The organism is Janibacter melonis (assembly GCF_003721155.3).
Taxonomy (GTDB): domain Bacteria; phylum Actinomycetota; class Actinomycetes; order Actinomycetales; family Dermatophilaceae; genus Marihabitans; species Marihabitans melonis.
Genome location: NZ_CP044548.2, coordinates 1965302 through 1990020, shown reverse-complemented (window position 1 = coordinate 1990020; position 24719 = coordinate 1965302). Strand labels below are relative to the sequence as shown.

The window sequence follows — 24719 nt, the reverse complement described above, 5'->3', positions numbered from 1 at the left end:
GGTCACCGACCCTAGCGACGGACGACACCGGTCCGGCGACCCCCGACCTGAGACGATGCCGGTGATGACCTCGCCCCCCTTCGCCTGGCGCCGGATCGCGCTGCCGGCCTACGGCCCGACCCTCGCCACCGGGGCGGCCACGGGTGCCCTGCTCCCGGTCGCGGCGCTGCGGGCCCACGACGACCTCGGGGCCTCGCTCGCGACCGCCGGGCTCGTCGTCGCGCTCATCGGGGTCGGCCAGCTCTTCGGCGCCCTGCCCGGCGGTGCGCTCGTCGCCCGGCTCGGCGAGCGGCGCGCCCTCGTCCTCGCCGGTGTGGTCGACGTCGTCGCCATCGCGGTCGCCGGCTTCGCGCCGACGCTGTGGCTCATGGCGGTCGGCATGTTCGTCACCGGGCTGGCGAGCAGCGTCTTCTTCCTCGCCCGCCAGGGCTTCATGATCGACGTCCTGCCGCCGGACCGGCTGGCCCGGGGGATGTCGCTGCTCGGCGGCTCGCTGCGCGTCGGGATGCTCCTCGGTCCGGCGGTCGGCGGCGCGGTCGTCGCCGCGACGGGGCTGCAGGGCGCCTTCGGCGTGGCCGTCGCCTTCGCCGCGCTGTCGCTGGCGATCGTCGTGTCGACCCCCGACATCACCGGCTCGCACGAGCGCGCGATGGCCGCCCGCGAGCAGGCGGAGGGCACGCCGACGATGCTTCGGGTGCTGCGCGAGCACTCCCGCGTCCTGCTCACCCTCGGCCTCGGCGTGCTCGTCATCAGCGGGCTGCGCCAGGCGCGGCTGGTCATCCTGCCGTTGTGGGCGACGCAGATCGGGCTCGACGGCGCCCAGAGCTCGGCGGTCTTCGCCGTCGCCGGGGTCGTCGAGCTCTTCCTCGTCTACCCCGCCGGATGGGCGATGGACCGCTTCGGCCGCGCCGCGATCGCCGGCCCGATGAGCTTCTTGCTCGGCGCGACGATGATCGCGCTGCCGCTCGCCACCGACCTCGTCGGGCTCGTCGTCGTCGCGTGCGGCATGGCCGCGGCCAACGGTCTGGGCGCCGGCATCGTCATGACGATCGGCGCCGACAACGCCCCGGCTCTCGGCCGTGCGCAGTTCCTCGGCGGGTGGCGCTTCTGCGGCGAGATCGGCAACGCCGGAGGCGCGCTCGCCGTCGCCGCGCTCACCGGTCTCGTCTCGCTCACCGCCGCCGCCCTCACGCTCGGCCTCGCCGGTCTCGTCGGCTCCGGCTGGGTGACGTACTGGGTGCTGCGGGCGGACCAGCGCCGCCTGCGCGATAGGTCCAGAGCCGAAGAGCGGGCACAATCGGTCTCGTGAAGGACCTGGTCGACACCACCGAGATGTACCTCCGCACGATCTTCGAGCTCGAGGAGGAGGGCATCCCTCCGATGCGCGCCCGGATCGCCGAGCGTCTGGGCCACTCCGGCCCGACGGTCTCGCAGACCGTCGCGCGGATGGAGCGCGACGACCTCGTGCACGTCGGGACCGACCGCCGCCTGGTCCTCACCGACCACGGCCGCGTCCTCGCGACCCGGGTCATGCGCAAGCACCGCCTCGCCGAGCTGCTGCTCACCGAGGTCGTCGGCCTCGAGTGGGAGTTCGTCCACGAGGAGGCCTGCCGCTGGGAGCACGTCATGTCCGACCGGGTCGAGCGCAAGATCGTCGGCCTGCTCGGCGAGCACCGCGAGTCGCCCTACGGCAACCCGATCCCCGGGCTCGACGAGCTCCTCGGCGAGACCGAGGTCGACGAGTTCCGCGAGGGCCTGAGCAGCCTCACCGAGGTCGTCGACGGGTCGATGGCCGGCCCCTTCGTCGTGCGTCGTCTCGGCGAGCCGGTCCAGGTCGACGAGGCCGCGCTGCCGCTGCTCACGCTGGCCAAGGTCCGTCCCGGCGCCCGGGTCGTCGTGCGCGACGACGAGGACGACCGCGTCGTCGTCGTCCTCGAGGGCGCGCAGGAGAGCGAAGGGGTGTCGCTGCCCCGCGACGTCGCGAGCCACGTCTTCGTCCAGCCGGCGGAGCCGCTGACCATCTCGTGACACTGCCGTGACCCGAACGTGACTTTCGCTCACGTCGTGTGTACGGTGCTGGAGTCCGTCCACCCCCTGAGGACGGACCGTCGACACGGACCGCCGAGTCCTGCCCCCGTGCCGACGTCCGGTTCCACCACCGGGCAGGAGCGGGGGACCCACCATCGGGGCGAGCGTGCTCGCCCCTCGGGGTGAAGTCCTCTAGGTCGTCGCTCGCGCGGCGTCCTGCTGGGCCGGGTGTCCTCCACCCGAACCCGACAGCTCACCTCGTAGGCATCGAGAGGCACCACTGTGACCGAGCGCAGCCACGGGCGCCACCGCGCCGCCGGACGGTACAACCCCGTCACCGAGCTGACCACCATCGTCTCCGACGCGACGACCCCCCTCGTCAAGGGCGCGGCCGTCGTCGCCGCGTCCGGCGGGCTCATCGCCGCCGTCGCCGTCCCGGCCTCGGCCGCTGACGCCCCCGTCGACCAGGGTCGCCAGGAGGTCGCCGCCGCCGACGTCAGCACCGTCGCGGCCGTGCCCGCCGTCGCCGCCCCGCAGACCACGACCCCCAGCGCCGGTCAGCAGACCTTCGGCGCGCTGACCGTCGGCGCGGTCGAGAAGCCCCAGGGCCCGCCGCCGTGGATGGTCCGCCTCGTGCAGGAGCGCCGCGCCGAGATCGCCGCGGAGCAGCAGGCCGCCCGCGAGCAGGCCGAGCGCGAGCGCGAGCAGGCGGCCGCCGCCGAGCAGGAGCGCCAGGAGGACGAGAGCGCCAGCCGCTCGCAGGAGCGCACCCCCGCCCCGACGCAGGCGCCCACGCAGACCCCGACCGAGTCGGCCCCGACGCAGCAGGCCGAGACCACGCAGGCCCCGGCCGCGTCGGGCGACGTCATCTCGATCGCCAAGCAGTACATCGGCGTCCCCTACGTCTACGGCGGCACCACCCCGTCCGGCTTCGACTGCTCGGGCTTCACCCAGTACGTCTTCGCCAAGGCCGGCAAGTCGCTGCCGCGCACGACGACCGAGCAGCAGGCCGCCACCACCCCGGTGAGCAACCCGCAGCCCGGTGACCTCGTCTTCTTCGGCTCCCCGGCGTACCACATGGGCATCTACGTCGGCGACGGCATGATGATCGACGCCCCGCGCACCGGGTCCTCGATCTCGGTCCGCCCGGTCTTCGACGGGGTCTCCGGCTACGGCCGGGTGAGCTGACACCCCTTCGCTCGACGCCAGCGCGCTCGACACGCTCGAAGGCCCTCGCCACCGGCGGGGGCCTTCGGCGTGTCCTGGCACCATGGGCCGGTGCCCAGCCGTCGTAGCCTCCTCGCCGGGGGCGGCGGTCTGCTCGCGCTCGGCCTGACCGCCGCGGGCAACGACCACCGGGACGGTCAGCGACGCGCGCGCGAGCTGTCCTTCGGCGCGACCGTGGCCACGACGGGGCAGCAGCCGTGGCGCGCGTCGCGGCGCAACGTCTCGGTCGGCGAGCTCGGCCTGCTCGTCCGGGGCCGACGCACGATCGACGGCCCGCTCGCCGCGGAGGCGGTCGACGCCCAGGACGCGCTGCTCGCCGGTGTCCCGCTCGACCTCGACGGCCCGCACGGCGGGCTGCTCACCGAGGCCGCGCTCGACCTGTGGGTGCTCTCGTGGGGTCTGCCCGTCGCCGTCGCCGGCTGGGAGGGCCGCTGGCGCTACGCGTGGCCCCGCGACACCGCTCACGTCGCCGTCGCGCTCCAGGCGCTCGGCGACGCCCCCGGGGCCGTCCGGCAGATGCACGCCCTCTCACGGCTCGTCGTCGGCGACCACGTCGAGGCCCGCTACCTCCCCGACGGCGGCACCCCCGACGGCCGTCACCCGCAGTCCGACGGCATGGGCTGGGTGCTGTGGTCGGCCGGCCGCACCGTGGACGACTGGCTCGGGTCCTCGGCCCGCGACGACGTCGCCGCGCTCGTGCGCCGGTGCGCACGGCTCGCCCTGGGCCAGGTCCGTGCGTCCGGGCTGCCCCGGCCGAGCCCGGACTACTGGGAGGTCGACGCCCCCCGCCTCACCTTGGGCACCGCCGCCCCGATCCTCGTCGGTCTCGAGCACGCCGAGCTCGTCCTCGCCCGTCTCGGCGGAGAGGGCGACCTCGATCTCGCCGACCGGTGCGGTCAGGTCGCGCGGCGGCTCGAGACCGCGATGATCGAGGTCTTCGGCGCCGCCGGCTGGCCGCGGCAGCGGGGCCGCCTCTCGCGGGACGCGTCGATCGCCTTCATGCTCCCGCCCTACCGGGCCGCAGGCCGGGCCGAGGAGAGCCTGCGCTCGGCGCTCGAGTCGGCCAGCCGCCGCATGGCCCGCAGCAACGGCGGTTACGCCCCGGGTGAGGACTGGCGCGGTGACGGCGTCGCCTGGACCCCGGAGGTCGCCCTGCTCGCCGGCGCCTGGGCGAGCTCCGCGGACTCGCACGACCAGGCCCGCGACGCGCTCGGCTGGCTCGCCGTGCACCGCACCCGCGGCGGCTCCCTGCCCGAGAAGGTCCTCCACGACGGCACTTCCGCCGGCCCCGCACCCCTCGCCTGGACCGCCGCCGTCTCCGTGCTCGCGGTCGAGACCCTCGCCGCCACCACCCCCCAGGGCCAGCCCGGTGCCGCGCCGGTCCCGAGCTCGCCCCCCGCCCAGCCCGGTCCCGCGCCCGTCCCGGGCTCCCCGGCCTCGTCCCCTGCCCAGCCGGCACCTCCCGCCCAGCCGGCACCTCCTGCACAGCCGACACTTCCCGCCCAGCCGGTACCCCCCTTCGGCCCCGCCTGATCCCTGCCGCGCCATCGCTCTACGTCCGTCGGTAGAAGCGGATCGAGACGGACCTGTCCTGTCTTCGGGTGGTGGTGTGCTGCCAGTCGGGTCCGTGGAGCATGCGGTGGTGTCGTCCGCACAGTGGTGCTGCGTCGTCGACGTCGGTGCTGCCGCCCTGGGCCCAGGGGTCGAGGTGGTGGATCTCGCACCAGGCGAAGGGTCGGTCGCACCCGTCGGCGGCGCACTGGTCGTAGCGGGTGGTGAGGGCGAGGCGTTGGGCTTCGGTGTGGAGCCGGCGTTGGCGGCCGAGGTCGAGGGGTTGGGAGGCGCCGTCGAGCACGAGGGGGATGATGCCGGCGGCGCAGGCCATGCGGCGGGTGGTGCCGGCGTCGAGGTGGTCGCCGGCGTCGGTGCGTCCGGCTCGGGTGAGCTGGCCGCGCAGGTCCTCGAGTCGGGTGGTGACCAGCAGGGTGGCGGCGATCTTGGTGGAGAGGTGGTCGGTGGGGATGCGGGCGAGGAGGTCGGCCAGGGCGAGGCCGCGGCGGTGCTGCCAGTCGAGCTGGTCGACGCGGGCGTCGCCGGTGAGGGCGGCGAGGTCGCTGGGTGCGGTGCCGACGGCGCCACCGCTGGTTGCCCTGCGGCGCGGGGCGGTCATGGCGTCGATGACCTTCTTGAGGATGATGCCGCTGGCCCAGGGGACGGTGAAGTGGCCGGTCATGGTGCCGTCGGAGTTGTCCTTGATCCAGAAGGCTGCCGCATCGACTGCGTGTGCTTCCTCGTCGGCGAGCAAGGACTCCTCGTGGGCGTCGACGACGTCCTCGTCGGGCTCGACGGTCTCGAGGACGCGTCTGGCGTGCCGTCTCAGCACCGCTGGGGCGTGGCTGGTGGCGAGGCGCAGCAGCTCCGTCTCGCACTGCCGCCGTGCCTCGGTGCCGAGCCCCTCGGGCAGCTCGGCCATCGCGCTGGTGATGACGCGGGCGTGCTCGGCGCTGATCCGCCCGTCGTCCAGAGCGGCCGCGGTCTGCGCGAGTTCTGGCTCGGGCGGGGGAGTAAGGAGGCTCAGCAGCCCGTCGCCCTCACCGGCGGTCGGGTCGCCCGGCGCCGGGGCGGTCGGTGCGTTGAGGGCGGCGGCCAGGCGCACGTCGCGCGAGGCGGGCCGGCGGTCGCCGTTCGTCGTCTGCGCGAGCCACGCCCCGGTGTCGGTGTGCCCGGTGCGCTCGGCCACGCGCACGGAGTCCGCCCGGGCGACGAGGCGCAGTCGCGCGGAGTCGACGCGCCGCGCCAGCCGCTCGACCTCGGCCACGTCTGCTCGCAGCGCCCGACCTGCCGTGCGCTCGTCACGAGCGATCGCCTCGAGCAGCCGGTCGACCCCGGCGTGGACCTCGTCGAGGAGTGCCGGCACACCCCCTTCGCCCGGGTGGGTCCCGGGATCTGGGAGCTGCGGCATCGTCGCCATGGCCCAACACTATCGAACAGGTGTTCGAACAGGCCAGACCCTGTCGACGAACGGTCGACGGCCCTAGCCTGGGCGCACCCGACCCAGGAGGACCGATGAGCCCGAGCCCCGGACCCGGCCGTGAGCGGCAGAGCAAGATCTACCGTGACGGGGTGGTGGGCGACCGGCCGGCGGTGCCGACCCACGCGGCCGGGCTCGAGGAGGCGGCCGAGTCGGCGATGAGCCGCCGTGCCTGGGCCTATGTCGCCGGCGGCGCGGGCGAAGGGCGCACGATGCGCAACAACCGCGAGGCCTTCGACCGGTGGGCGATCGTCCCCCGGATGCTCGCCGGTGCTGCCGACCGCGACCTCTCCCGCACCGTCCTCGGCACGCGGCTGCCCGCCCCCTTCGCCCTCGCGCCCGTGGGCGCCGGTCAGCTCGTCCACCGCGACGCCGATCTCGTCACCGCGCGCGCCGCGGCCGCGACCGGGGTGCCCTACGTCTTCACCAACCAGGGCGGGACGCCGCTGGAGGAGACCGCTGCGGCGATGGGCACCACCCCGCACTGGATGCAGCTGTACTGGAGCACCGACGAGGGTCTCGTCGACAGCCTCATCGGCCGCGCGGAGGCAGCCGGCGCGAGAGCGCTCGTCGTCACGCTCGACACGACCGTGCTCGGGTGGCGACCGCAGGACCTCGACCTCGGCTCCCTCCCCTTCGCCCGAGGTCAGGGGATCGGGCAGTACACGAGCGACGAGCACTTCATGGGTCTCGTCGACGAGCGGGTGGCCGCGGCGGCGAAGGGGGAGCCCGCCGAGCGCCCGAAGGTCACCCCGTCGGCGATCCGGTCGTTGCTGTCGATCACACGGCACCACCCGGGACGCCTCCGCGACAACCTGCGCTCACCACGGCCGCGGGCGGCGGTCGAGACCTTCCTCGAGACGTACTCGAACCCGCGGCTGTCGTGGGACCACATCGCCACCCTGCGAGACCGGACCACGCTGCCGGTCGTGCTCAAGGGGATCCTGCACCCGGACGACGCGCGCCGCGCCCTCGACCTCGGCGTCGACGGCATCGTCGTCTCCAACCACGGCGGGCGGCAGGTGGACAGCTCCGTCGCGTCGCTGGACGCCCTCGTGCGGGTGCGCGACGCCGTCGGGCCGGACGCGACGGTGCTCATGGACAGCGGGATCCGCACGGGCGCGGACGTCTTCGTGGCGCTCGCCCTCGGCGCCGACGCCGTGCTGCTCGGGCGGCCGTACATGTACGGGATGGCGATCGCGGGTCAGCGTGGCGTCGAGGAGGTCATCGCCAACGTCGTCGCCGAGCTCGACCTGACGATGGCGCTCGCCGGTGTGCCAGACCTGGCGTCGATCACGCGAGACGTGCTCGTGGAGCGATGAGGAGGCTCCGTGCGGTCGCCGTGGTGGTCACGTGCGCGGGTGCCGCCGTGGCGTGCGGCGGGCCGCCGGCGCTCGACGTCGGGCAGGACGGCGGTGAGTCGACGCCGTGCACGAGCGCCTCGCGCCCCGGCGACTGGACGGTCGCGAACCACACGGCCGACGCGAGCACCGACCTCGAGATCGAGGAGCTCGAGCTGGTGGGCGCCGACGGGGTGCGGCTCGAGGAGTCGTCGCTGTCGACCCTGGGGGGAGGCCCGACGACGATCCCCGGGACCTCGCCGGGGTGGCCCGGCGAGCTCGTCGACGTCGACGGCCCGATCTGGCGGGACCGCCGGCCTGCGGAGGGGGAGACGATGACGAAGGGGGAGAGCCGGGTCCTCGTCCTCCGCGTGGTCGTCGAGGAGGTCCCGGCGACGCTCGAGGGCATCCGCGTGCACTACCGGTCCGGCTGGCGCGGTCGCGCCGCGGACACGTCGACGAGGATCGAGTGGCGGGAGACCTGCGGTCTGTAAACCGCCGCGTCACCTCTCGCGCTGGGTCCAGCGGAACCAGGAGAAGAGCGTGATCGCCCCGACGAGGAGCATGAGGGGTGCGATGACGAGCATCGCGATGTCGGCGGCGCTCCCCTCGAGGGTGAGCCGAGCCGTCCAGTAGACGGCGATGATCGCGAACATCGCGATGGACCACTTGCGGTAGGTCGGCATGGGCGCAGTCTGCCGGGTGGGTCGTGGGGCTTCAGTCATGGGTGCGTCGTGGGCTTCAGCAACGGGTGCGTCCACAATGCGACCTCGACCGCCCGCGCGCGGGGTCGAGGGAGGGCGGGAAGCCCGGTAAATGGCGGTGCCCCCGGCAAGATTCGAACTTGCGACACCTTCTTTAGGAGAGTCGCGAGGGAGTGATTGGCACGTCTGGCAACCGTGTGAACCGCAGAAACTCGGGCCCGCCGGGGTCGGTCGGAGTCGTCGTGTCGGCTGTCGTACGTCCAAAATGCGGCCTCGGGCAGCATCGGCTCGTTGTCATAACTCGCAGAGCTGGGTCGGGTGGTTGGCTTGACAACCGCCCGATCCGGATTGGTTCAGTGCGGCGCTGCAGGCGATGACCGAAGCCTGGCGACGACAGACCTCGCAAGTCCATCGCGCGAACATGGCCACCTCGACATCGCGAGACCCTCGCGCTACCACAGGCAGTGTGAAGTAGCGAGCGCGCTTCCGACATACCCCGCCTCCCAATGAACTCCCGAATCGACACGGCTGTCGGTGCCACTACGTATCCTTCACCTGCAGCCCTTCGGTTGCCGCCGCCGCAGGAAGGACCGCGAGATGAGCAGCTACACAAGGGCACAGTTTGGTGCCACCGTACGCGAGGACTTCTCGCGCCGTCGCGCAACGCAGTCGGTCGATAAGTCGATGTGGGCAAGCGCTGCTTTGGAGACCAAAGCACTTGGGCACCCCGACTACGAGACCCTCGCTATCGGGGAGCGGCGAACGGCGCCGATGGTGACGGTCTTCCTCGATCTAACTAACTTCACTGGGCGCACCTTTTGGGACGATCAGGATGAGGTTGTGGATCTCGCCCACGCCGTGCTCTCAGGCTTCATCGAGGTCACCACTCTTTTCGGCGGACACCCTTTGGGTCTCCGGGGAGACGGGCTCTTCGCCGGGTTCAGCCCGGGTCAGCCCGACGTCACCTGCGCGATGGCACTTTCCGCATGCGCCTTTGCGCTCGACGGTATCGAAAGGGAGGTGAACCCCTGGCTAGACGAGCGCGGCATTGCTCGCATCCAGGCCAGAGCAGGGCTGGACTATGGCCGCACGACCTTCGTCCGTAGCGGCAGCCACAAGCGTAGCGAGATCAACCCGCTCGGCTTCGCCGCCAACTTTGCCGCAAAATGCGAGAAGAAGGCCAAGTCATGGGAGATCGTCGTCGGCCAGGGGCTCCGCGACCTGCTGCCGACGTATCAGGACTTCGTCGAGCACGATGACTCCCCCAAGGTGTACACCCGTAACTACGAGAGCAAGCACTATCGATATTACGAGTACCGCTGGCGCAACACTCTGCCCCTGCTGCCCGGTGCCGTTTCGCAGCTCGACGGCACCCCCACCTCGCTCATTTCGACTCAGTAAGGACGCCAACATGACTATCGCTGCTCTACTTGGCCACTTTAAGATCCACGTGCCCCGTTACGTCACCATGGACGGCCAGATTGTCTTCAACGGTGTTTCCGCGTCCGGCGATGGCAGTTATACCCACACCGACCACGGCGCCGTCACGCCCGTTGCCAATCACACCTTCCATGGTGGAGAAGAAGAACCGGACGATGGCCCGGATGCCCCCACCCATTGGTGGGACGACAGCGACGAGCTCGCACGGCACATCGAGGCCATGGCAAAGTGCTTTCCCAAGTTCGTTTTTATCCCCGCCAGCGAGAAGCTCGCCCCGTGCTGGATCGGCGAGATTGATACTGGGCGCGGCAAGTTCGAAGTCGGTGTCGTTCTCCGTCGCGACCGAGGACTGCCGTCGGTGAAAGTGATTGGAGGACCCCGGCTCGGGGTCAGTGCCGGTCGCAGCTGGATTCCCTCGCCTCATCTGTATCTGAACGGAAACCTGTGCGTCGCCGACCGGGCAGACTGGGAGCCTGATGGGCACACCGCCGCCACAGCCACCGCGTGGGCCGCGCATTGGCTCGCCGCCTATACGGAGTGGCGCATGACCCGCCGTTGGCCGGTGGAGGGCGTACGGTCCAGTGCGGCGTAACCGCGCCTCGAACCCCCCGCCTGGGGCGGGCAAGAAAGGTGACCCCATCGACGGTGGTTTCCAGGCGCTGGACCAGATGGCCAACTGGGTGCGCTTCGCGGACAGCAAGGCCACCATTCTCACCGCCGGATTCGGGGTCCTGGTGACCATGCTCATCTCCAACGCACGGACCATTGCCCGTGCATTGAGTGAGGGCTGTCTCGCCGCTTCCGTAGTGGGTGTGCTCGCCGTAGGGGCGGTCCTCGCGGCTGCCTGGACGCTCTATTGGCTCGTGCGGGCAATCGCACCGCAGAACGCGATTCAGTACTCCCATCTGAACCGGTTCGCCTGGCCATCACTTCTCAACGCCACCCCAAATGAGCTGTCCCAGCACGCCCAGTGCGTCGATGTCCAGACCGACATCTGGCAGCAAGTCATCGATCTCTCCGCACTCGCAAACCGAAAGTTTGACTCCTGCGGTAAGGCTGTTCACGGATTTGCTGCGCTGGCAGTCCTCGGACTCGCTTGCGTTGCCGTCGCCACCGGGCTCACGGCCTGATCGCAACACTTTACGAGGCAATGTAGTGCAGGCGCAGCGATCTTGGTCTTCGAGAATGGCCCAGGCCGTCCGAATCGTGTCTGGCTCCTACCGTGGGCGCGGCTAAATCATTCCGGGCCGCCGATCCGATAGCGGAGCCCATCGACTGGAAGGTCATCGGGTCAAGCGACCGGGTGGACCAGGGCGAGACCCGCAGGTGCGGAGCACCTTCCTGAACCGATACGCCAGTGTCGCTTGACGCGGTGATCTGTAGGTCGAAGACTGGCACGCCGGATCGATACCTCGCCATTAGACTATTTCGGCGGCGCCCTCCCTGCGTGAGCCGACGGGACCAGGATCGCCGCCGCGCCCGGAACGGCCGCCAGGCCGCATGCCCGGCACGGCGGCGGGCCGCAGGCCCGTCGGCTGGCGCCGAAGGCGCCCCTTGATCTAATAGAGGTGAATTCGGCAACTTCGTCCGCTCCCGCCGGGAGGGTGCCGGCGCCTTCAAGTGAGGTACGTCCGGCCCCTCCCGAATCGGCAGCCTCGCCCGCTCGAACGACCTAGAGCCGCAGGGTGAGCGACGCGGATCAGCCAGTCACCGTCACACCGGGTGAGGCATCGAGGCTGACGGGGATCTCGACGTCGACTTTGAAGCAGCTCTGCGAGGGTCAGGCCTTGCCTGGAGTCGTGCGAGTCGATCGCTACACCTACCGTCTGCGCACCGATCTCCTCCCCACCATCGAGCAGGTCCAACACATCCTCGACGAACGCATCCGTATCGATGTCCGCCGCGTGCGTGCCGCGTTCGCCCGGGTGCAGGTCGAGCTCGAAGCGGTCGGCAACGACATCGCCGAGCTCGAGGACGATCCGTCCGCCCGAATCGGCGTCGACCTGGCCGCCTTCGATGCGTACACGATCAGCGGTCACAGCACGCTGCGCCAGGCCCTCGCCCGCCTCACCGACGCCAAGATGGACCTCCAGGTCAACAGCCAGATGGCGCGCGAGCTGCGCCCAGGGCGGTATTGACCCAGTCATCGACGAGGCACAGCCTCCTGGTCGACCCCGCGCCCTCGCGATGGCCCACTGACAAGTCGCGCCGCAGGACCACCGATGCCACCGTTGTCGGTATGCCCGGCGCATCACCCCAGCTCGAGCAACAACCCACCTCGCCCGAGTCGCCCGTCACTGACGCCCTGCGCCAGGCCCACGAACTCCTTGCCTGCGCCCGCGACGACCCCGGTCGCAGCTCGCGCTGGGCGCCGAAGAGGAGGCGGGCTGAGAGCCTCTACTGGGCGCGGGAAGAACGACTTCGGTACATCCAGTACGACCTTCGCGACGACCTCATCGACGAAGCCGCTGAGCGAGTTCTGGCGGTCAGCGTCTCCCCGCAGCACCCGTGGCAGTGGCGCCCCGAGATCCGCCACGTCCTCGACGAGCTCGACAGCCTCGACAAGCACATCCTCGTCGACAAGGAGGACGTGGCCCGACGGATCTACCGAGACGCAGTGCTAGCCCTCGACCAGGATGACCTGCGGCTGGTCGAGCGCCTGGCCCTGGATCTGAGCGAGGACGACTTCTCCGTGCTGCGTCGCCGGTCCTTCGTCAGCAAGCCCCACCAAGCGTGGACGTCGGGAAGCCGGGAGTACTACGAAGAGGTCGGGTACCCCGAGGCGGACCCCGACCTCATCCGGCTCCTGCAATCACCCGCTGCGCGCGCACCGCGACCGGTCACCCTCTGGCGCGGCGAGCACCCCAACCCCCACATGCCCGAGTTCGCCGAGGCCGTCCGCTCAGCCCGGCCGGGTGACATCCTGACCCGCACCCGCATCCCAATGTCGTGCAGCATCGACCCGGCCGGCGCGAGCAGCAGTGAGTTCACGCTCCACAGCGACGGCCTGGCACCGCGCGGCGATGACGACTCCTGGCTGCTGGAGATCACCACCTCGCAGCTGCTGTACGCAGGCAACCGCGTCGAGCGCACAGGGCGGTCTGACGGCAACGCAGCCACCGAGCGGGAAGCCCTGGTCTTCGCCCCGAGGCTGCAGGTCGAAGGGCACAGGGAAGCCCTCGTCCCGTGCCGCCACGGGCTCAAGCGGCTTCACGTCGTCGCGGTCGTCCCGGCGTGAAAGATGCCGCCGCGCCGGGGAGGCGCGACGGCATCTTCATGTCTGTCCACTGAGGCAGGCCGCGCGGTGTCTGGCCCGGGGTGACGTGGGAACCCGTCGCCCCGGGCGTAGCTACCAGGGCTCGAGAGTGATGGTGACGCCCCGCCGGTGAAGGCGGACCGTCAGCTTGAACGTCCTCGAGGTCATCAGAGTTCTCCTTTCTCTCGCGACCGCACTGCTGCGGCGGTGGGGCTGGTTCGGATGGTGTCGAGATCGAGCATGCGGTGGCGTGAGGGCGGGGGCAAGGGCTACATTTTGGCATCGCTGCGGCACCTATTAGGCGTTTGTCAGAGTCACCATGAGTGCGTTGCCCTTACTGCCGAAGGTGCTTTGTTGCTTGACCGGTAGTGCGTTAGTGCGGTATCTATATAAAAGAAGTACTGGACCCCAAGTACCCCAGGGACTCCGGGAACCACACGCCACCCCGCAGCAAAGGTAGAGACGATGGTCCACTCACCCCTCAGCAGCGACTCTCTTCGCCTGCTTCGCTCCGCTGTGGACCGCTCCAAGCGCACCTCGTCGGTCCAGCTGCCAATCGAGTTCGTTCGGACTGCAGACGGGCAGACCCCTCTTAAGCACATCCAGCAGGATGGTCGTGGGGAAGGCCTTCGTCTGCGGCTCATGCTGTCGATGCTGATGTTCGCAACCCGGGCGCCTCACAAGCTGCACCGCGCCGCTCCTGGCTACGCGCGCATGCTTGACATGGCCGACCCCGAAGGCGAGGGCTCGCGACGGGTCAACGGTGCGCAGCGCTGGCTGGCCAGCCAGAAGTACATCTCCCGAGACGCCACCCAGCAGCCCCCCGAGATCACCATGCTCCGCTGCGATCGGTCGGGACGGCCGTGGGTCGTCTCGGGAAAGCGCTGGATCACCATCCCGCTCGAGATGTGGACGAACGGTTGGATAGTTGCCCTGTCCGGGCGGGCACTGGCGATCTACCTGGTCCTCCGCGAGGTGACGGGCGGCCGCGCCGATGGCGCTTCGGTCCCCAGGCGACGACGCGCGGAGTACGGGCTGTCACCCGACACCTGGAAGCGTGGGTGCGACGAACTCGTTGCCCACGGGCTCATCGAAGTTACTCCCCAACTCGTCAGCGACGACGAGGACTGGGGGCTGCGGGTTAAGCGCAACGTCTATCGGGTGATACCTGGCGGTCTCAGTAAGGAACCCACCAAGCTCGCGGCCCCCTAGGCCCCTAGGTGCTGGCCAGCGTGGTGGAGCGCGCACCCAGGCCTCGTCGACCTCGTTTTCCCTCTGCTGTAGACGCGTTTGACCGCTACAGTCGACAGCGCCGTTAAGTGTTCGATCGCTCGATCCGCTTAGCGACTCCCATCCGGGGAGGGTTGGCCGAGTCTGGCTGATGGCAGCGCACTGAAAATGCGTAGGCGGGGGAGACTCCGTACGAGGGTTCGAATCCCTTACCCTCGCCTCCATGCGTGCGGTGAGGGTCCGTCATGTGCGACCTTGAGGCGTAGTGATTCGTGACGAATCGGCTGGGCTCTGAGCGCCGCTGTGCACGGTGGATCCGGCGTCCACACTCTGCTGCAAACCGAGCGCAAGCAGGAGTGCGCTGGCGGCCAAGACCGCTGGCGTCGCCCGGGCGGCTCCCCGGCGGTCCCCGAACTGACTAGGCCGTCCGGATCTGCCCTTCGCCCTGGCGTAGGGACTCGCCGAGCGCGTTCATGCCGCGCAGGGCTGTCACGTCCACACGCTGACGAATGTCGAGGCGGTTGATCCGGGCCGCTAGGTCCAGGCCCACCTGGCTGCGGTCGGCGATTGCACCCCATCGCCAGGCCGGACTTGCGATCGCGTCGAGTTCGTCGAGTGCCCGGCGGCGTGCGTGAACGCTATGCATCCGGGCGTCGCCCAGCATGGCCGATCCCCCGGGTGCGCAGCAGGTGTGGTCCAAGCAGAAGACTGACGGCCAAATCCTAGGATTTGCCGAGACTGCCTCGATCGTGCGCTTGGCAACGCCGCGCATCAGCGGACGGACGTACACCATCCGGGGTGTCCGCGGGCCTGGCTTCGGTGGGACACGGTGGGCTGCAAACACGCTGGTCATGTCAAGAGCCTCTCGGTACCCCAGGCGCGTTTCGTAGCCGACTGCCCCTGCCGCTACACATGCCTCGCCGAGCACTCCCTGGCTCCACGCGACGACCGGGGCGATGGCAGACAGCCGTGCGACTTCCGCGCACAAGGCCCGCAGACGATCTTCCGGCTTCTTCCCCAGGTGACTTTTCGAGGCGGCCAGCGCAACTTCATCCGGGGACAGCGCCCGCAGAGCACGGTCAAGCTGCTCGCCCCGTGCGAAGGGACTCGAACCCGACAGTCGCGACCAGTCGAGTGCAACCGGGGCAATGATGGGCAAGCCGACATCGAGATCGGCCAGGACCGGCCGAGCTCGTCGCCAGACGGAGGCCTGCACGTCCATCCAGCCGGTTTCCATGCGGCCCAGGAAGAAGTAAGGCAGGACTACAGCCGTCGCGTCGCGCTCAACCTGGAACCGGGTGGAGTCTGCGATCAGCCGATCGATGGCTGCGTGATCGTAGTACCCGGGGACCATCGCTCGGGTACTCGCGAAGGGCACGTCCTGCCACGGGTCAGAGGAGGCCGGCGCGTCCTGCAGGAAGTAGGTCTGCGGGTCGATGAGCAGCGGGACACCCGCGTTGCGCGCGGAGATGGACAGAGAGCTGTTCCTCAACGCGGCATGGGCGTCCAGCACCACGCGCAGCCTGGCGAGCCCATCCCCTCGCTCAGCCAGGAGTCTTGGCAGAAGGCTCGCGTCGGCCAGCCCAGGGCGGATCAACAGGTCGGACATACAACCCCCATGTCGCGTGCAGGTCGTTCCATCATACGCAGTGAACGCGCAATCTAGGGTGCATCAACTGGTGTAACGTACGACTGGTCACTGGCGCCCAGGTTGGGAAGGAGCCGTCATGGCGAGGGTCACTCAACGTAGTTCTGCGAGCAATGCTCGACGGGCACCGCAGTCGTACGTAGCCGTGCTGCAGGAGGTTCGGCAGTCGGGACTGACCGTGCCGGTACTTGCAAAGGCCGTAGGGGCCAGTCCCCGGACTGTGCAGACGTGGGCAGCAGGCTCTAGTCGCCCGTCAGGGGTGCGGGCCTCCAGGCTCTTGGACGTACAGCTGACGCTGAGCAAGCTCGGGGAGCTCTACACCCCCGAGGGGATCAACATCTGGCTAAATTCGCGAAACTCAGCTTTTGAGATGCGGCGCCCTATGGAGCTGCTTCAAGAAGGCGAGATCGATCGCGTCCGGGAAGAGGTCGAATCCCTCGTAGGGGGATGGTGAGTGGCACCCTCCGAGTCGCTAGCAAATCGGATCAACTCGGCACCACGAACCACTGTCTCCGGAAGGTGGATGCGCCACGTTCCCATCCGCTACCGAGCGGAGGGCCTGGTCGGGCTGGCCGCCGACGGCCGCTGGTCCCGCCGCAACAGTTTTCCCGTGCTCTACCTCGGTCGACCGGTTGAATCGGTCACAGTTGAGGCGTACCGCCACTTGGTGGATAAGTCGGAGGGCATGAGGCCAGAGCTGGTTGCACCACGCGCCCTATTTACCTGCGATGTCGAGGTCTCAAATATCCTTGATCTGCGCACCGCAGGGGGCCGCGCAACTGCTGGCTTAGACCTAGCAACGCTCCAGTCGCTACCAGACGACAAGCTCTCCTATGAGGCATGTAGAGAAGTCGCCTCGGCCGCCCACCAGCTCGGTCTCTATGGACTTGTGGCTCCGGCTGCTACCAATCTTGGGGAAACGCTGGTCCTTTTCACCGATCTGCTACCGGAAGACGAGTGGCCGCAGATCAGTGCAGAGAGCGAGTGGGAGCATCTCCCACCAGACCCTCGAGGCAAGGGCGGCCTCCGGCTAGTTCGGGGTCCCTGACTGATCGCGACGTCACTGTTCCCCAACTGGTCCAGGCCCAAGTCCTGCGCTCCCCCTCGGCCGGTTCGATTCTCGTAGTGGTTGGTCCGAAGCAACCTCCATCAGCCCACTGTCCCCGCGGTCCCGCTACGTCGAGATCACATCGATCTGCGCCTACGGGTCACCCGTCTGCGACAAGAGGGCGGTGCGGAGACGATGGTCAAGTGCGACTGCGACTGAGAGCAATTCGTCGCGAATCACCTGCCGGTCGGCGTGCTCGGGCGGAGGGAGGAGCGCGCAGCTCAGCAGGATCCTCGGGAAATCGCCCCCCGCTATTCGCGCCGACGACGACCCTTGGTCGACGCGTCATCAGGCTTGCGTTCGGAGTGGGCGACCCAGGGACTGCGGTGGCGATCTTGCTGGGCGTCCCGATGCGTTAGCGGGGCTTGGCTACGAGGAGGGACACGCAGGCTGCCGCGACGACGAGCAGCGGCAGCACCGAGATCCACAGTCCGAAGGTCATGAGCGAACACAAGTTGGTCGTCTCCGAGACCGGCAACACGTTGTCCACTCTTCGGGGTCGGTGCGACGGCGAGTCACTCCCGCAGGGGGGCTAGGTACCCACGCCTCGAAGGGCTGAGGACGGCGCCTCGCGACGCGTCGACGACGGGTGTCCCCGGCCGTGGAACCGGCGCGCACCTCGTGCCGTCCCAGTAGGCAACCAATCGGTAACAGAAGCACTCGGTCGGTCGTTCGCGCAGATCAGCCCGCCTTTTGCTGGGTACGGTCGCGGTTCGATCCGGGTGGGGTGCTCGGACGTAGCAGGGGAGACAGCATGGATGAGCGGTATGCCGCGATGCGCAAGAAGGCGCAGTACCACGCCGCACGGTCGAGGCAGCGGGCCGCGCGGATCGTCGAGCTCGAGGCAGCGCTGGATCGGGCCGACTCAGCGGTCAGGACGGACCGGGTGCCCCCGGTCTACGGTGCGACGCGCTACAGCGTCTTCGTCCCCGGGAGCCTGGAGTGGCAGCTGTCCTCGACGGGCGAGGATGAGCAGGCCTACCGGGAGCGGCTGTGGTCGGCAGAGCGGATGGGCCCGCGCCAGCAGGTCTTCCTCGAGTGGGCGACGCCGATCTACCAGGGCTTCCACGACGCGTACGGGTACCGCCATGTCGTGCAGTACAGCGCCGAGATGCCGGCGCGGTGGCGCGACGCCCTGCTCGACGCCGCGGCGACCTACCCCGTGCTGCTGCCCGTGCCCTCGCACCGCTGGCAGGACCGGGTCGGGGCGATCCGCGACGACCTGCGCGCCCGCGACGCCGGGCCCGGCCCGGTGGCCTGGCTGCGCGTCGACGACGACGACCTGCTCGCCACGACCTTCCTCGACCGGCTGATCCCGCTCGTGACGACCGTCCACGACGGGTGGTCGGTCTCCTTCGGCAAAGGCCTGACGGCCGAGTACGAGGACGGTCGGCTGCACCGCTTCGGGCTGACCAACCGCACGATGGCCTCGATGGGGCAGACCTTCGTCGGCACGGTCGACCGCTCCGGCAGCCCGACCTTCCCCCCGCTCGTCAGCCACGTGCGCGCGCACCGCGAGATGCCCGTGGCCGTCGACTCCCGCGAGGTCGCCTACCTGCGCCTGCTCCACGACCAGCAGGACCGCGACCTCGCCGCAGACCCCGTGCAGAACCCCACCGACGCCTACCACCTCGAGCACCTCGACGAAGACCTCGCCCGTCTCTTCCCCACCGTGCTCGCCCACGCCGACCGCCCCGAGGAATCACTCGTGACCTCGGCACCCCGCCGCCAGAGGCCGTAGCGACGTCAACGGGGTAGACGGGCCCGCGAGCAGGGGAATACCGCAGGCCCGCCTACGCCCACCATCGTCGCACCATGCTCTGCCGACGGGGGCTCAACTGGGCAGAGATCTGGCGCCTGTGTGCGGTGAAGATGATCAACTGGGATGGCCGGTTGCTCAGCTGGGTATGACGCTCATGCCGGTGGCGTTGGCAAGGAGCATCAGGGCGATACCAAAGACGAAACTGCCCACGATCATGGTGAAGAAGCCGACGAAACCTCCATCGCGACGCTCCTTGGTCTGCGGGGCAAGGTGCTCAAGGCGAGCGTAGGCCAGCCAGCCCAGGCCAGCGGGTAGGCCCACGATGAGCCAGAACCAGAACCAGCGGTTGCCATAGCCGGGGCGAGTCGACAACAGCACGCCCAAGGAGACGATCGAGCACCCGATCATCACGAGAGTGAATATGGGAGGCCAATGCGCAGTGGTCTCTGGGATGCGCTTCTCGGGATGCTCGTGCTGCAGCTGCCCTAGGGCCGCGTCGCGACGTTCGAGCTGCTCACCGGCCCAGGTGAAGCTGTTGCCCGAGGTCATCCCCCAGCTCCAGGTGCCGTCCAGCGCGGGCTTTGCGGGGGCCACGACGTAGGTGCGGCCCAGGGTCTCGTTGCTGCGCTGGTACTGGGCCACTCCGGACTCGTTGCCGGAGATGTCGTCGGTGCTGTTGTCGTGCAACCACGCTGATTTCGGCGAGCTCTGCGGTGAGGACAGGACGCTGACATTGTCGGCAGCGATGTCGGCCTCGAGCTGGTCCAGGCTGACTACCCGGGAGCCGGTCAGCCACGCACCGACCAGAACGAGCACCCACATCGTCACAAGCATGGGCCCGATAAATCGGGCAAACAGGCCCCGAGGGTCCTTCGGCTTGTCCGCGGCGGCGGTCGCGGCGTAGATGTCAGAGGTTGCCGCGGCCTCGGAGGTCATGTCCTTCTCCTTGTCAGGGAGGACAAGCATCGCACCGCCGATCCGGAGTCGCACTCTTTCACTGCGGCCGGCGAGGCTCACGAGCGAGATGACCACAGAATGCCTTCATCGACGGACGCTCGACGAGGACTGTCTGCCCACCGTCAACGACCTTCGACGATGACGTGGGTGGTCTTACGCCGGGGGTTGCATCTGTGTGACAGATGGGCGGGGATGTTTCTGGGCAGGTTCGCCGTTGGTCGTGCGCACCTAGGGTGTGGGCATGTCGCGATTTGCTATGCCTAACGTCGTCCGGCTGCTGGGGGCGTTTCTCGCTGTTGCGGTGGGTATGGGGTTGATCAGCGCCGGGTTGCTCATGCCGTTCACGGGTGCTGTCGGCAGTGCTGCGCGTGGCACCGTGGGGGCTTTTGAGGACCTTGACGGGGAGTTCACCACCGTCACGTTGGCGCAGCAGTCGAAGATCTACTCCGCGGACGGCAAGGTCCTGGCGACGCCCTACGACGCCAACCGGATCATCGTGCCGATGTCCAAGATCAGCAAGAACATGATCAACGCGCAGCTGGCGATCGAGGACAGCCGTTTCTACGAGCACGGCGGGATCGACCTGCGCGGCACGAGCCGCGCCTTGTTCTCCAACGTCGCGGGCGGCGCCACTCAGGGTGGTTCGTCGATCACCCAGCAGTACGTGAAGATCATGCTGCAGGAGAAGGCCCTGCGCGCCGACGACCAGGAAGGCGCGCGACGAGCCACGGAGCAGACCTACAGCCGCAAGCTGCAGGAGATGAAGTACGCCCTCGACGTCGAGAAGACGCACACCAAGGGTCAGATCCTCAACGGGTATCTCAACATCGTCTACTACGGCGACCAGGCCTACGGGGTCGAGGCCGCCGCCCGGCACTTCTTCTCCACCTCGGCCAAGAAGCTCACCGTCGGCGAGGCCGCGACCCTCGCCGGCGTGGTGCAGTCGCCGAGCCGGCTCGACATCCGGGACAACCCCAAGGAGGTCCAGGAACGCCGCGACCTCGTCCTGGACCGGATGCTCTCGCTCGGCGACATCAGCGAGTGGCAGCACAAGAAGTACACGAAGCAGAAGGTCTCGGACATGGTCCGGATCAAGGACAGCGAGGGCGGCACCTGCACCAAGGCCGTCGACCCGTACTTCTGCAACTACGTCATGGAGTACCTCAAGACGATGCCCGAGCTCGGGCCCGACCCCGACGCCCGGCTGCTGGCGGTCAACACCGGTGGTCTGAAGATCAAGACCACGCTGCGCCGTGACTGGCAGAAGAAGATGCACCAGGACCTCACCGAGCGGGTGCCCAACGGCGACCCGAGCGGTGTTGCGGCGGCCTCGGCGATGATCGAGCCCGGCACCGGCAAGGTCCGCGCCATCGCGCAGACGTCGCAGTACAAGGTCGGCCTCGACCGGGCCTCGACCAAGTACTCCGAGCAGGCCTGGACCTACCCCGCCCGCTACGGCGGCACCAACGGCTTCGCCATCGGCTCGACGGCGAAGATGTACGCCCTCGTCGCGGCCCTCAAGCAGGGCAAGCCGATGGAGTCGACGGTCAACGCCCCGCGTGCCGGTCTGGGCAAGCCCCATACCTTCATGCCGACCGAGTTCGACCCGTCATGCACCGCGGGAGCGCCGTGGGAGGTCCAGAACGACTTCGACAGCGGTGGCAAGCCGCTCACCTTGCGCTACGCGACGGAGCAGTCCATCAACACCGCCTTCGCCCAGCTCGCCTCCGACGTCGGTTCGTGCAACATCCCGAAGGCGATGGCCGCCATGGGTCTGACTGACGGCAACGGCCAGACCTACGGACTGACGGTCAACCAGGAGACCAGCAAGAAGATCAAGGGCGACTACTCGATCGCCAACCTCGTCCTCGGCTCGGACTCGACCTCGCCCCTGCAGCTCGCCTCGAGCTACGCGACTCTGGCCGCGGACGGAAAGTACTGCCCGCCAAACCCCATCGAGTCCATCACCAGGGCCAACGGCAAGCAGATCAAGATCAAGCCGCCCGCCTGCAAGCAGGTGCTCGACCCCGCCGTCGCGCGTGGTGTCACGAGCCTGCTCGAGGCGCCCATCACGTCAGGGACCGCCACCGGTGCCCAGCTAGCCGATGGCCGGATCGCGGCCGGCAAGACCGGCACCACGGACAAGCACCGCCAGTCCTGGTTCGTCGGCTACACCCCCCAGCTCGCCACCGCCGTGTGGGTCGGGACCCCGATCACCGAGAAGAGCATGGACGGCCTGAGCATCGGCGGACGTCCTCCGCAGGCCGTCTTCGGTGGCACGATCGCCGCCCCGCTGTGGAAGCAGATGATGGACGAGGCGAGCGACGGCATGCCGAAGAAGGACTTCAAGGACCCCGGCGGCAAGGTCGTCAACGGCGACCTGACGGCGATCCCCTCAGTGGTCGGCAAGACCCCTGCTGAGGCAGACTCCATCCTCAAGGGTGCGGGCTTCAACCCCCGAAACGCCGGCTCCGCGAACGGCACCGCGCCGGCCGGGACCGTCGCCTACACCTCGCCCTCCGGCCAGGCGCTCAAGGCAGGCACGGTCGAGTACTACGTCTCCAACGGCGTCGCACCGGTGACCGCGCCCCCGGCGCCCACCCAGACGCAGGCCGCGGCTCCCCTGAGCACGACCACCCAGGCCCAGGCGGCCCCGCCGGCGTCGACCTCCACGTCGACGAGCGCGGCGCACACCCGCACGAAGGGGCCGGAGAACCCCAAGACGAACGGCAAGCCGAAGACCACCGGCGACAAGCCCAAGAAGTACATCGGCTGACCCGCCCCGGGGCGTCGTCGATCCTTCAACATCGGATGGTGAGGTCGCCCGAGCGCGCGTGACGCGGCGCTGCGCAGTCAGCTGACCTACAGGGCCGAGCCTTGACCCATCATCCGGTCATGGTCCTTTCGGGCCCGGGGCAGGCACTCCTTCTCACGGGTCTTGGCGTTGCCGCAGATGATCATCGGCGTCGTGATCGTGTAGTCGCTCTTGCCGTGCGCTGTCGAGTAGGTGAGGGTCATGGCGGTGCTGGTCACGCGGTCGGTGGCGGGAACTCGACCACCCACGGCAAGAATCCATTGCCCGGACCCGGTGATCTGCGTGGGAAACGCCGTGATGGCTGCTTTGGAACCGCCGACGGCCACCTTCTGGCTCCACCCCGGACCCGCCCACGAGCGCTGACCGGCGCCAGGGGCGATCACCCCGGCACCCACGATCTCGATCGGCTCATCCGAGACGAACCGAACCGACTCGATCGTCACCGCAACCTTCGGGTCTTTGAGCCGCAGCGGCGTCAACGCGACCGTGAAGTCCTCACCGGAGTTCCAGCTGGCGACAAACCCGAACAAGCCCTTAGTTGGTGTGAAGGGCGAGTCGTCCGTCGTGCTCACCGTCCGGTCACCGCTGGCGCTTGTGCACGACCCCACCGCCATGGTGACCGCAACGAGCAGAGCAAGCCTGCCCGTCGAACGAACAGCCCAGCGGCTACCGGTCGCCACATCTCGAGCAGACCAGGGCGCTACTGATCGAGGCGTCGTCACGGTCGCGAAGTCAGCTCGAGCGCGGGCACTGGCTGATCGTATGGGCCCCGCCTCAACCGCGCAGGTCAATCCGTGGTGCTGCTCGGTGGTCGAGCCCGGCCAGCGCCGACCTCGCCGGCCCGCCCGGTTGCTGCTACCCGGACCACGGGAGTAGCAGCAGAAGTAGGTCGAACAGTCGGCTTCTTTGCGGGGCGCAGCGTGGAACCGCGCGCGCCGCATTCGCGTCCGAGCTGCATGCACCCGACCTCTTACCCCGACCTGGGGTGCTGCATCTCGGTGATGGAACGATCGCGTTGCCTGAGCGTGTGTCTGGCATGACGCGTCAGATGCGCCCGCCCCCCGGCCTGGCTGAGCTCTACGCCGCTGAGTACCCGCGGCTGGTTGCCGAGCTGATCCTGATCACCGGTAGCCGCGCCCTGGCCGAGGACTGCGTCAGTGAGGCCTTCACCAGACTCGCCGACCGCTGGGACCGGCTGTCGCGATTCGACCGCCCCGGCGCGTGGGCTCGGCGGGTTGCCCACAACCTCGCCGTCGACGAGCGGCGTCGAAGAGGGCGCCTGACCTCGATTACGCAGCTGACGGAGCCGGGCCGCTCTGCCGGTGTCGAGGGCACGACAGTCGATGTCCTCGCAGCGATGAAGACCCTCAGTCCCGCCCAACGATCGGTGCTGGTGCTCCATGTTCGCGGCCTGGCCGACGACGAGATCGCCCACGAGCTGGGGATCCCGCTCGGGACCGTGAAGTCCCGTCTCTCCCGTGCCCGCCAGCACGTCCGTTCCGAGCTGCACACCCAGGAGGGGAGCACCCGATGAACATCGACGAGGCCATCAGGACAGCTCTCGAAGAAGAAGAGGCCCGCACCCAGCACCGGATGCCCCCACTCCAGGACCTCCTGGATCGTGGGGCCGTCCGAGGCCGGCGTCGTCGAGCGACCCACCTCGCGGCGGCGGGAGTCGCTGCGGCGCTAGCGCTTGGGGCCGTCGCGGTGGCGATCAACCAGACCACGGAACCCGCCCCGCCGGCGTCGAGCTCGTCCCGCAGCACCTCGACGGCGCCTGCTGCACCGGCCACGACCCTGCCGGCCACCGTCTCGGTACGAGGCGACGGCTCAACGGGCTCGGCCTACGCCGGCTCCTACCAAGAGCGCCAGATAATGCGGACGCTCAAGCACGAAGAGGCATGGGAGGCCGAGGGGATCAAGGTCGGTCGGATCGGCGTGCGCGCCGACGGGACGACCCCCACCATGGCCGCCGAGGTCTACGGCGACGTGGACCGCTTCATCCAGATCGCTCTGCAGGACCGAGACCCACGTGTGAGGATCATTATCGAACCCCTCGCCCAGAGCCCAACCCCAGCCAGCGGCTTCCCCCTACCGGATGCCGCAACCGATAGCTCGACACCATCGAGTTGAGTGTCGCCGCGTCGACGAGTGTTCCGGTGGGGTTGCGGAT

General features: G+C 69.1%; 23 protein-coding genes, 2 tRNA genes and 1 riboswitch. Of the genes, 19 read left to right on the top strand and 6 right to left on the bottom strand.

Translation table 11 applies throughout. The features are described from left to right. Positions 1-64: 64 nt before the first annotated feature. From EEW87_RS09440 to EEW87_RS09425, 4 genes are all read left to right on the top strand, one after another. Positions 65-1309: an MFS transporter gene (locus EEW87_RS09440; protein WP_225985113.1), complete on the top strand. Its 1245-nt coding sequence runs from the start codon at positions 65-67 to the stop codon at positions 1307-1309. Beyond that, a complete protein-coding gene (locus tag EEW87_RS09435) occupies positions 1306-2028 on the top strand; it encodes an iron-dependent transcriptional repressor DtxR (protein WP_123093701.1) in 723 nt (240 codons plus the stop codon). Before EEW87_RS09440 ends, EEW87_RS09435 begins: the two co-directional genes overlap by 4 nt. 108 nt (positions 2029-2136) lie before the next feature. Next, positions 2137-2307, top strand: a riboswitch (cyclic di-AMP (ydaO/yuaA leader). Between the two features lie 3 nt (positions 2308-2310). Then, complete coding sequence (locus EEW87_RS17150; protein WP_275898484.1) at positions 2311-3216, top strand: C40 family peptidase; 906 nt, start codon at positions 2311-2313, stop codon at positions 3214-3216. Between the two features lie 90 nt (positions 3217-3306). Further along, positions 3307-4788 carry a glycoside hydrolase family 15 protein gene (locus tag EEW87_RS09425; RefSeq protein WP_123093700.1) on the top strand — a complete coding sequence of 494 codons (1482 nt, stop codon included), beginning with the start codon at positions 3307-3309 and terminating at the stop codon, positions 4786-4788. A 19-nt stretch (positions 4789-4807) separates the two neighbouring features. On the opposite strand, the gene EEW87_RS09420 is transcribed toward EEW87_RS09425, so the two are convergent. Further along, positions 4808-6226 carry an HNH endonuclease signature motif containing protein gene (locus EEW87_RS09420; RefSeq protein WP_123093699.1) on the bottom strand — a complete coding sequence of 473 codons (1419 nt, stop codon included), beginning with the start codon at positions 6224-6226 and terminating at the stop codon, positions 4808-4810. A 95-nt stretch (positions 6227-6321) separates the two neighbouring features. On the opposite strand from EEW87_RS09420, the gene EEW87_RS09415 reads away from it, so the two are divergent. Together EEW87_RS09415 and EEW87_RS09410 are read left to right on the top strand one after the other, a co-directional pair. Then, a complete protein-coding gene (locus EEW87_RS09415; protein WP_123093698.1) occupies positions 6322-7608 on the top strand; it encodes an alpha-hydroxy-acid oxidizing protein in 1287 nt (428 codons plus the stop codon). Further along, positions 7605-8120, top strand: coding sequence for a hypothetical protein (locus EEW87_RS09410; protein WP_148041641.1), 516 nt, complete (start codon positions 7605-7607; stop codon positions 8118-8120). The genes EEW87_RS09415 and EEW87_RS09410 overlap by 4 nt, the downstream gene beginning before the upstream one ends. A 9-nt stretch (positions 8121-8129) precedes the next feature. On the opposite strand, the gene EEW87_RS09405 is transcribed toward EEW87_RS09410, so the two are convergent. Further along, positions 8130-8312, bottom strand: coding sequence for a hypothetical protein (locus tag EEW87_RS09405; RefSeq protein ID WP_123093696.1), 183 nt, complete (start codon positions 8310-8312; stop codon positions 8130-8132). A 137-nt stretch (positions 8313-8449) separates the two neighbouring features. Then, positions 8450-8548: transfer RNA gene (locus EEW87_RS09400), tRNA-Ser, on the bottom strand. Between the two features lie 379 nt (positions 8549-8927). On the opposite strand from EEW87_RS09400, the gene EEW87_RS09395 reads away from it, so the two are divergent. The 7 genes from EEW87_RS09395 to EEW87_RS09365 all read left to right on the top strand — a co-directional run bounded on the left by EEW87_RS09395 (position 8928) and on the right by EEW87_RS09365 (position 14476). Beyond that, positions 8928-9731 carry an adenylate/guanylate cyclase domain-containing protein gene (locus tag EEW87_RS09395; protein WP_205473700.1) on the top strand — a complete coding sequence of 268 codons (804 nt, stop codon included), beginning with the start codon at positions 8928-8930 and terminating at the stop codon, positions 9729-9731. Positions 9732-9741: 10 nt separating this feature from the next. Next, positions 9742-10362 (top strand): type II CBASS E2 protein, encoded by a 621-nt coding sequence (locus EEW87_RS09390; protein ID WP_123093695.1) that lies wholly within the window; start codon positions 9742-9744, stop codon positions 10360-10362. Continuing rightward, complete coding sequence (locus tag EEW87_RS09385; protein WP_123093694.1) at positions 10352-10900, top strand: Pycsar system effector family protein; 549 nt, start codon at positions 10352-10354, stop codon at positions 10898-10900. Before EEW87_RS09390 ends, EEW87_RS09385 begins: the two co-directional genes overlap by 11 nt. A 555-nt stretch (positions 10901-11455) precedes the next feature. Further along, on the top strand, positions 11456-11908 hold the full coding sequence (locus EEW87_RS09380) for a hypothetical protein (protein ID WP_123093693.1): 453 nt from the start codon (positions 11456-11458) through the stop codon (positions 11906-11908). Positions 11909-12009: 101 nt separating this feature from the next. After that, positions 12010-13008, top strand: a complete 999-nt coding sequence (locus EEW87_RS09375) for a hypothetical protein (protein WP_123093692.1) — start codon at positions 12010-12012, stop codon at positions 13006-13008. Positions 13009-13668: 660 nt separating this feature from the next. Next, positions 13669-14238, top strand: a complete 570-nt coding sequence (locus EEW87_RS09370; RefSeq protein WP_148041640.1) for a hypothetical protein — start codon at positions 13669-13671, stop codon at positions 14236-14238. A 146-nt stretch (positions 14239-14384) separates the two neighbouring features. Then, a tRNA-Phe gene (locus tag EEW87_RS09365) sits at positions 14385-14476 on the top strand. Positions 14477-14674: 198 nt separating this feature from the next. Here the strand turns inward: EEW87_RS09365 and EEW87_RS09360 are convergent. Continuing rightward, positions 14675-15865: a hypothetical protein gene (locus EEW87_RS09360; RefSeq protein ID WP_123093690.1), complete on the bottom strand. Its 1191-nt coding sequence runs from the start codon at positions 15863-15865 to the stop codon at positions 14675-14677. Positions 15866-15983: 118 nt separating this feature from the next. Between EEW87_RS09360 and EEW87_RS17270 the strand changes: the two genes are divergently transcribed. The 3 genes from EEW87_RS17270 to EEW87_RS09345 all read left to right on the top strand — a co-directional run bounded on the left by EEW87_RS17270 (position 15984) and on the right by EEW87_RS09345 (position 18753). Further along, a complete protein-coding gene (locus EEW87_RS17270) occupies positions 15984-16358 on the top strand; it encodes an antitoxin Xre/MbcA/ParS toxin-binding domain-containing protein (protein WP_123093689.1) in 375 nt (124 codons plus the stop codon). A 69-nt stretch (positions 16359-16427) separates the two neighbouring features. Beyond that, the gene (locus EEW87_RS17265; protein WP_123093688.1) at positions 16428-16952 is read left to right on the top strand and encodes an RES domain-containing protein; all 525 of its coding nucleotides are present in this window, start codon (positions 16428-16430) and stop codon (positions 16950-16952) included. 814 nt (positions 16953-17766) lie between these two features. Beyond that, positions 17767-18753, top strand: a complete 987-nt coding sequence (locus EEW87_RS09345; protein ID WP_163562413.1) for a glycosyltransferase — start codon at positions 17767-17769, stop codon at positions 18751-18753. Between the two features lie 156 nt (positions 18754-18909). Here the strand turns inward: EEW87_RS09345 and EEW87_RS09340 are convergent, their stop codons facing one another. Continuing rightward, the gene (locus tag EEW87_RS09340) at positions 18910-19710 is read right to left on the bottom strand and encodes a hypothetical protein (RefSeq protein ID WP_148041652.1); all 801 of its coding nucleotides are present in this window, start codon (positions 19708-19710) and stop codon (positions 18910-18912) included. A 442-nt stretch (positions 19711-20152) separates the two neighbouring features. On the opposite strand from EEW87_RS09340, the gene EEW87_RS09335 reads away from it, so the two are divergent. Beyond that, entirely contained in the window at positions 20153-22507 is a 2355-nt protein-coding gene (locus EEW87_RS09335; protein ID WP_163562412.1) for a transglycosylase domain-containing protein, read from the top strand. Between the two features lie 86 nt (positions 22508-22593). Here the strand turns inward: EEW87_RS09335 and EEW87_RS09330 are convergent, their stop codons facing one another. After that, on the bottom strand, positions 22594-23118 hold the full coding sequence (locus tag EEW87_RS09330) for a hypothetical protein (RefSeq protein ID WP_148041650.1): 525 nt from the start codon (positions 23116-23118) through the stop codon (positions 22594-22596). Between the two features lie 464 nt (positions 23119-23582). Between EEW87_RS09330 and EEW87_RS09325 the strand changes: the two genes are divergently transcribed. Together EEW87_RS09325 and EEW87_RS09320 are read left to right on the top strand one after the other, a co-directional pair. Then, positions 23583-24080 (top strand): RNA polymerase sigma factor, encoded by a 498-nt coding sequence (locus EEW87_RS09325; RefSeq protein WP_123093807.1) that lies wholly within the window; start codon positions 23583-23585, stop codon positions 24078-24080. Continuing rightward, positions 24077-24679 carry a hypothetical protein gene (locus EEW87_RS09320; RefSeq protein WP_123093806.1) on the top strand — a complete coding sequence of 201 codons (603 nt, stop codon included), beginning with the start codon at positions 24077-24079 and terminating at the stop codon, positions 24677-24679. The genes EEW87_RS09325 and EEW87_RS09320 overlap by 4 nt, the downstream gene beginning before the upstream one ends. The last annotated feature ends 40 nt before the right edge of the window (positions 24680-24719 follow it).